Consider the following 7470-nt stretch of genomic DNA (forward strand, 5'->3'; position numbering starts at 1 on the left):
ACCTGCTGGCAGCGGTGTTCATGCTGGCGGTCGGGCGATCGGCGGACTTGCGCAAAGAGCGTCGCTGGCATTTGGTGGTGCCGATGCTGATGGGCGCGATCGGTCTGGTGATCGCGGTTAATTTCGCCGCCAACCCGGCGATTGCGATTCTCGGCCTGACCATTGCGACCATGGGCGCGCTGACCGGCCTGCCGATGTTCTGGCCAGTGCCGACGGCGATGTTGAGTGCCGGTGCTGCCGCCGGAGGCCTGGCGTTGATCAACTCCATGGGACAAATGGCCGGATTTCTCAGCCCTTATCTGGTGGGTTGGGTCAAGGACACCACCGGCTCCACCGATGCGGCGTTGTACCTGCTGGCGGCGGTGATTGTCGGCGGCAGTCTGCTGGCGTTGCGCATGACCCGCACGTTGCGCGCCTGATCACGTTGTAAAACGCAAAAGATCGCAGCCTGCGATCTTTTGCACTCAAGCCGACGCATCCAATTCGATCACCACGCCACCCGGCATCTGCACAAAAATCTGCCAGATCCCGTCCTCCGGCACCTGCGCCACCTGATACGGCAAACCGCTGTCGCGCACCCGTTGCAGCACGGCTTCTGCCGGCTGATCCGTGCGAAAGGCAATGTGGCTCAACGCCGTATCGTCGAACGTAGGCTACTCGATCACGTGCACCACGGCGTGCGCATCCTGATACAGCCATCGCCCGGGAAACGGAAACGGTGGTCGGCGCCCCGGCGTCAGGCCGAGCAACCTGGCGAAACTGTCCTGCAAGCTCTGGCCATCGGCGGTGTTGAAGGCCAGGTGATCGAATGTCCAAGTCATGCTCATCTCCTGCGGTTGTTGAATGATTGCAGTATCGCGGCTTGCCAATCACGGAAAAATCCCGTTAAAACGCAAAGATCTTTAAAGGATTTTTAGCAATGAGCTCGATTCTCGATCTGGAGATTTTCGTCCGCGTGGCCGATTCCGGCAGTATTTCTGCCGCTGCACGGGCGCTGGAACTGACCCCGGCCGCCGCCAGCATTGCCCTGAAACGCCTGGAAACCCGGCTCGGTATCCGTTTGCTCGCACGCTCCACCCGCAGCATGCGCCTGACCGAGGAAGGCCGGCGTTATCTGGACAGTGTGCGCCTGGCCCTGGCGACACTGGCCGACGGCGAACAAGCGCTGAAACAATCAGGTGAAGGCCTGAACGGCGTGTTGCAACTGGCGGCGCCCTCGGACTTCGGCCGCAACGTGTTACTGCCGTGGCTGGACGATTTCAAGCGCGCGCACCCGAATATCCGCCTGCAATTGCTGCTCAACGACCGCCACGCCGATCTGTTTCGCGAAACCGTGGACATCGCGCTGCGCTTCGGCGTGCCGAGCGACTCGACGCTGGTGGCGTTGCCGATTTTGCCGACGCATCGCCGCGTTGCCTGCGCCAGCCCGGATTATCTGGCCCGTCATGGCACGCCACAGCACCCGACGGAACTGGGCGATCACAGTGCCCTGCTCTACCTGCGCAACGGCCGCCCCTACAACAGTTGGCGTTTCAACCGTGACGATGAAGCCGTCGAAGTCGAAGTCCACGGCGACTACCTCAGCGACGACGGTGAAGTCGCCCGGCGCTGGGCACTGGCCGGGCATGGCATCGCCTACAAGGCCTGGCTGGATGTCGCCGAAGACGTGCGCGCCGGACGCCTGCGCACGTTATTCGACGACTGGCACGGCGAAAGCGTGCCGTTCAATCTGCTCTGTCCACACCGGGTTCAGGTGTCCGAGCGGGTCAAGGTCTTGCAGGCATTTTTGCGCGAGCGATGTGCGGCATTGAGTTGATAATTCACTTTGCCCCGTCACACGCATCTGGTATTTGATGAACGCTTTCCCACCGACAGAAAGGATTTCGGCATGAGCTATCGCACACTGGGTCACTCGGGCTTGCAGGTGTCTACCCTCACCCTCGGCACGATGATGTTCGGCGAGCAGACCAGCCACGAAGAGTCGTTGCGCATCATCGACAAGGCCTGGGATCAGGGCATCAATTTCATCGACACCGCTGACGTCTACACCAATGGCCGTTCGGAAGAGATCGTCGGCGAAGCGATGGCCGGCAACCGGCATGAGTGGGTGTTGGCGACCAAAGTCGGCTTTGGTCCGGTGGACGGCGTGCCGAACCGCAGCGGCCTGAGCCGCAAACATATCTTCAATGGTCTGGATGCCAGCCTGACACGACTGGGCACCGACTACCTCGACATCTATTACCTGCACCGCGAAGACCACAACACGCCGCTGGACGTGACGATCTCGGCCATTGGCGACCTGATCCGTCAGGGCAAGATCCGTTACTGGGGGCTGTCCAACTATCGCGGCTGGCGGATTGCCGAAGTGATTCGTGTCGCCGACCAACTGGGTGTCGACCGCCCGGTCATCAGCCAGCCGCTGTACAACATCGTCAACCGCCAGGCCGAAACCGAGCAGATCACCGCCGCGCAAACCTATGGCCTCGGTGTGGTGCCTTATAGCCCGCTGGCCCGTGGCGTGCTCAGCGGCAAGTACGCACCCGATGCAGCCCCGGATATCAACAGCCGCGCCGGGCGTCAGGACAAACGCATTCTGGAAACCGAATGGCGGGTCGAGTCGCTGCGCATTGCCCAGCAGATTCACCAATACACCGAGGGGCGTGGGGTGGGCATCGTCGAATTCGCCATTGCCTGGGTGCTCAATAACAGCGCGGTGGCCTCGGCGATTGTCGGCCCGCGCACAGAAGCCCAGTGGGACGCCTACACCAAGGCGCAAGCGGTGAAGATCACGGCGGAAGATGAGGCGTTTATCGACTCGCTGGTGACGCCGGGGCACGCCTCGACACCAGGGTTCAATGATGTGAGCCATTTCGTGTCGGGCCGTAAACCGCATTCGGCTTGAGATCCTCGCCCTCTGTAGCCCTCTCCCTCTGGGAGAGGGAACCGATTGGCAGATATTGAGGCTACGCTTTTGCGTGGGACCTGCGTGGTGAGTCCATGATCGACTCGGTCTTTCGCGTCGCGCACTATCGCAAGACATCCCGATTCAGTCCCCTCTCCCTCTGGGAGAGGGTCACGGTGAGGGGCTTCTGAGGTCGTGTGTGAAATATTGATCGCTCGGCCAATATTCAGCACGAAAACCACGTATCCTTCGCGCCCCGTTTGATCACCCACCCGCGAGGACAGTTTGTCTAAAGGTATCGCTCTATCGGTTTCAGCCTCGGTGCTGTTTGCCGTCATGTATTACTACACCTCGCTGCTCACCCCATTGAGCGGCGTAGAAATCTTTGGCTGGCGGATGCTGCTGACCGTGCCGTGCATGACCGTGTTCATGCTGATCTCCGGCGAATGGCGACGAGTACTGGAACTGATCCGCCTGATGGTCGCGAAGCCGAAACTGATTGGCGGGCTGATTGTTTCGGCCGCCCTGCTGGGGGTGCAACTGTGGCTGTTCATGTGGGCGCCGCTCAATGGTTACAGCCTGGATGTGTCGCTGGGCTACTTCCTGCTGCCACTGGCGATGGTGCTGACCGGGCGCATTGCCTACGGCGAAAGCCTGTCGTACCTGCAGAAAGTTGCGGTGTTTTTCGCCAGCCTCGGCGTGTTGAACGAGTTGTATCAGGTCGGCGGTTTTTCCTGGGCGACTCTGGTGGTCGTGGTCGGCTATCCGCTGTATTTCGTGCTACGCAAATACCTGAAAACCGACAACCTTGGCGGACTGTGGGTCGACATGACGCTGATGCTGCCCGTGGCGTGGTGGTTTGTGCAGGGTGGCGAGCAAGGTTTGGGCGTGTTCGATCAATACCCGGGGCTGATGTGGCTGATTCCGCTGCTCGGCCTGATCAGTGCGTCAGCGCTGGTGGTGTACATCATCGCCAGTCGCTTGTTGCCGTTCAGCCTGTTCGGTTTGCTCAGTTATGTCGAGCCGGTGCTGTTGCTCGGTGTCGCGCTGTTGTTGGGTGAAAGCATCAAGGCCGGTGAATGGCTGACCTACATTCCGATCTGGCTCGCCGTTGTGGTGCTGGTGTTTGAAGGCTTCAAGCACCTGATGCGGCAGCGCCGTCCTTAATCGCACGACAAAACAAATGTGGGAGCCAGCCTGCTGGCGATTGCAATCTGTCAGTCAACATCAACGTTGAATCTGAAGACGCTATCGCCAGCAGGCGGGCTCCCACAGTTTTTAGCGGTGTTACGGATTACTCGGTAGCGAGCACACCGCGACGCACCTGATCCCGCTCGATCGACTCGAACAGCGCCTTGAAGTTGCCCTCACCGAAACCATCGTCGCCTTTACGCTGGATGAATTCGAAGAACACCGGGCCCATCAGGGTTTCCGAGAAGATCTGCAGCAGCAAGCGCTTGTCGCCCTGCTCAGAAGCACCATCGAGCAGAATACCGCGCGATTGCAGTTGATCGACCGGCTCGCCGTGGTTCGGCAGACGGCCTTCGAGCATTTCGTAGTAGGTGTCCGGCGGCGCGGTCATGAAGCGCATGCCGATCTTCTTCAGCGCGTCCCAGGTCTTGATCAGGTCGTCGGTGAGGAACGCGACGTGCTGGATGCCCTCGCCGTTGAACTGCATCAGGAACTCTTCGATCTGCCCGGCACCCTTGGACGACTCCTCGTTGAGCGGGATACGGATCATGCCGTCCGGTGCGGTCATCGCTTTCGAAGTCAGGCCGGTGTATTCGCCCTTGATGTCGAAGTAGCGGATCTCGCGGAAGTTGAACAGCTTCTCGTAGAAGTTGGCCCAGTAAGCCATGCGGCCGCGATACACGTTGTGGGTCAGGTGGTCGATGATTTTCAGGCCGGCGCCGACCGGGTTGCGGTCCACACCTTCGATGAACACGAAGTCGATGTCATAGATCGAGCTGCCCTCGCCGAAACGGTCGATCAGGTACAGCGGCGCGCCGCCAATGCCTTTGATCGCCGGCAGGTTCAGTTCCATCGGACCGGTTTCGATGTGGATCGGCTGGGCGCCGAGTTCCAGTGCGCGGCTATAGGCTTTTTGCGAATCCTTGACGCGGAACGCCATGCCGCAAACGGACGGACCGTGTTCGGCGGCGAAGTAGGAAGCGACGCTGTGCGGTTCGTTGTTGAGGATCAGGTTGATCGCGCCCTGACGGTACAGGTGCACGTTCTTGGAACGGTGGGTCGCGACTTTGGTGAAGCCCATGATCTCGAAGATCGGCTCCAGGGTGCCAGGGGTCGGCGATGCGAACTCGATGAACTCAAAGCCCATCAGGCCCATTGGGTTTTCGTATAAATCGGTCATGGTGACGCCTCATCATTCTTATCAATTAACCAGGGTTATTTGTCAGTAATGCTGAGACCGGCGGGAGGTGCACAGGAGATGCCTCGCACGCTGCGGGCGAGGAAGTCACCGTAGATCAGTTGAAACCCGAATATCTTCATTGTCGACCCAAGGCTCTTGCGGGCGAGGCTTCTGCTGCCAGAAGACGATTATTATTGTATGCGTAAACCGATTCTACACAGCGTAAATAGGGTTGTCTGCCCTCCCTATAAAATCCGCCTTTTTGCGCCCGGTGCAAGCGGTTTGTTGCACAGGTAAATGCCCGCCAGAATCAGCACTGCGCCCACGTACATTGGCGGCGTCAGTTGCTCGCCGAGCAGCAGCGCCCCCAGTATTACCGCCGTCAGCGGGTTCAGAGCGATGAACACGCCGGAGCGAGTCGCGCCGATCTTGCGGATGCCGTCGTAATAACCGATGTAGGCCAGCGCCGAACCAAACACCCCCAGATAGATCAGGCTGAGCCACTGTGGCGTACCGAGATCGCTCAACGCCGTCCAGCTCAACTCTCCACGCACGGCAGCCAACGCCCACAACATGAACGTGCCGATCAGGATCGAATACGTCACAGTCTGCAGCGGTCCGAGGCTTTGATTGAGGCGGCGCGAGAACAGCGAATACACGCCCCAGCCCACGACACAGCCGAAAATCAGCAGATCGCCCTTCCACGCATCGGGGGTCGCCATCAGTAACGCCGGGTTACGGCTGACGATCACCACGCCGGCACCGGCAATGCAGATCGAGATACCCAACACCTTCGATCGCCCCAGCCGCTCCTTGAACAAGAGCCAGGAAGCGACGCCGATGACCGCCGGATTCAACGCAACGATCAATGACGCCCGCGACGCGTTGATGTACTGCAGGCCATAAAAAAAGCACAGGTTGTAAAAGAAAATCCCGAACAACCCCAGGAGCATCAGTTGCAACCATTGCGCAGGAGTCGGCCGCGCCAGAGGAACACGCGCCAGCCAGAGGAATCCCAGCAGTGCAGCACTGGCCAACAGGAACCGCAGACTTGCGGCGAATATCGGGCTGAGCCCGCCCGCCAGAAAACGCCCGGCGACAAACGTGCCGCCCCAGACCATCGTGACCGCCGCCAACGTCAGGTAGACCGGTATTTCAGAAGATTGCGAATGAGTCTGCGCGAGATTGGCCATGACACTTCCAAAGCAAAACCAGGAGATGGCGTATCATTCACCTCATTCCTGATCATCGTAAAATGAGTAATCACTCATGACCCTCACACAACTGGAGATTTTCTCGCTGGTGGCCGAGCTGCGCGGTTTCACCCTCGCCGCGCATCGTCTGGGGATCTCCCAGTCTGCGGTGTCCCACGCGATCAAATCCCTGGAGCAGGAACTCGGTGTTGAGCTGCTGCGCCGGCATCAATCGCAGGTGGAACTCAGCGACATCGGCGAGCATCTGTTGCTACGGGCACGGGCGATGCTCGGGCTGGCCAATACGCTGCGTCAGGAGGCCGCCGATGCCCGCGGCATGAAGCGCGGCACATTGCGCATCGGCTCATTCGGGCCGACGTCTTCGATCAAGTTACTGCCGGAAATCCTCCGCCACTATCGACAGGCGCATCCGGGTATCGAGGTGCACATTGATGAAGGGCCCGACCGGCAAGTGATTCAATGGCTCGAAGAGCGGCGCATCGACCTCGGCTTTGTGGTGCTGCCGCAGGAGCGCTTCGATACCTTCGCCTTGATCGAAGATCAAATGGTCGCCCTGCTGCCTCGTGATCATCCGTTGGGCAAGCGCTCGGCGCTGAGCCTGAAAGCGCTGTGTGACGATCCGTTTGTGCTAACGGAGGCCGGTTCTTCGGAACTGGTTTCGCGGCTGTTCAACGCGGCGCGACTGCAGCCGAATATTCGCTACCGTTGCTCGCAGTTGCTCAGCACCCTCGACACGGTCAGCCGTGGTGACGCGATCACCGTCGTCGCCGAAAGCTCCTTGCCGGATACGCCTGAGCCTGGCTACGTGAAGATCGCGCTGACGCCCGGGGTTCAGCGCCAGGTGGGGCTCGCCGTACTTGACCAACGCCAGGCGTCACCGGCAGCGCTGGCGTTTATCGAACTGGCCACGCATCTACATCCTCGATGAGCGGCACAAGCGCCACCGGCCATCTATCATCCCTTCTGGCTGACGTGTTTTTCAG

6 protein-coding genes and 2 pseudogenes are annotated in these 7470 nt (G+C 59.9%); 5 read left to right on the top strand and 3 right to left on the bottom strand.

Annotated features, from left to right (window positions below):
- Nucleotides 1–419 (top strand): annotated as a pseudogene (locus tag DBR24_RS33845) (MFS transporter); the annotation flags it as partial.
- A 45-nt stretch (nt 420–464) separates the two neighbouring features.
- On the opposite strand, the pseudogene DBR24_RS26055 reads toward DBR24_RS33845, so the two are convergent.
- Nucleotides 465–821, bottom strand: a pseudogene (locus tag DBR24_RS26055) (hypothetical protein).
- Nucleotides 822–919: 98 nt separating this feature from the next.
- Between DBR24_RS26055 and DBR24_RS26060 the strand changes: the two are divergent.
- From DBR24_RS26060 to rarD, 3 genes are all read left to right on the top strand, one after another.
- Nucleotides 920–1816 (top strand): LysR family transcriptional regulator, encoded by an 897-nt coding sequence (locus tag DBR24_RS26060; protein WP_128616146.1) that lies wholly within the window; start codon nt 920–922, stop codon nt 1814–1816.
- A gap of 72 nt (nt 1817–1888) precedes the next feature.
- A complete protein-coding gene (locus DBR24_RS26065) occupies nt 1889–2902 on the top strand; it encodes an aldo/keto reductase (RefSeq protein ID WP_128616147.1) in 1014 nt (337 codons plus the stop codon).
- 285 nt (nt 2903–3187) lie between these two features.
- Nucleotides 3188–4069 (top strand): EamA family transporter RarD, encoded by an 882-nt coding sequence (gene rarD, locus DBR24_RS26070; protein ID WP_128616148.1) that lies wholly within the window; start codon nt 3188–3190, stop codon nt 4067–4069.
- Between the two features lie 127 nt (nt 4070–4196).
- Here rarD and hppD read toward each other — a convergent pair whose 3' ends face one another.
- A complete protein-coding gene (gene hppD, locus DBR24_RS26075) occupies nt 4197–5273 on the bottom strand; it encodes a 4-hydroxyphenylpyruvate dioxygenase (RefSeq protein ID WP_123468406.1) in 1077 nt (358 codons plus the stop codon).
- A 245-nt stretch (nt 5274–5518) separates the two neighbouring features.
- Nucleotides 5519–6466, bottom strand: coding sequence for a DMT family transporter (locus tag DBR24_RS26080; protein ID WP_128616149.1), 948 nt, complete (start codon nt 6464–6466; stop codon nt 5519–5521).
- A gap of 76 nt (nt 6467–6542) precedes the next feature.
- Here DBR24_RS26080 and DBR24_RS26085 point away from each other — a divergent pair, with 76 nt between their 5' ends.
- Nucleotides 6543–7415 (top strand): LysR family transcriptional regulator, encoded by an 873-nt coding sequence (locus DBR24_RS26085; RefSeq protein ID WP_128616150.1) that lies wholly within the window; start codon nt 6543–6545, stop codon nt 7413–7415.
- The last annotated feature ends 55 nt before the right edge of the window (nt 7416–7470 follow it).

Source organism: Pseudomonas sp. HMWF006 (assembly GCF_003061205.1).
GTDB classification, from domain to species: domain Bacteria; phylum Pseudomonadota; class Gammaproteobacteria; order Pseudomonadales; family Pseudomonadaceae; genus Aquipseudomonas; species Aquipseudomonas monsensis.

Excerpts from the sequence above, each read along its gene's own strand:
- DBR24_RS26060 (WP_128616146.1), top strand. The coding sequence starts at position 920 with ATGAGCTCGATTCTCGATCTGGAGATTTTCGTCCGCGTGGCCGATTCC.
- DBR24_RS26080 (WP_128616149.1), bottom strand. The coding sequence starts at position 6,466 with ATGGCCAATCTCGCGCAGACTCATTCGCAATCTTCTGAAATACCGGTC.
- DBR24_RS26065 (WP_128616147.1), top strand. The coding sequence starts at position 1,889 with ATGAGCTATCGCACACTGGGTCACTCGGGCTTGCAGGTGTCTACCCTC.
- hppD (WP_123468406.1), bottom strand. The coding sequence starts at position 5,273 with ATGACCGATTTATACGAAAACCCAATGGGCCTGATGGGCTTTGAGTTC.
- DBR24_RS26085 (WP_128616150.1), top strand. The coding sequence starts at position 6,543 with ATGACCCTCACACAACTGGAGATTTTCTCGCTGGTGGCCGAGCTGCGC.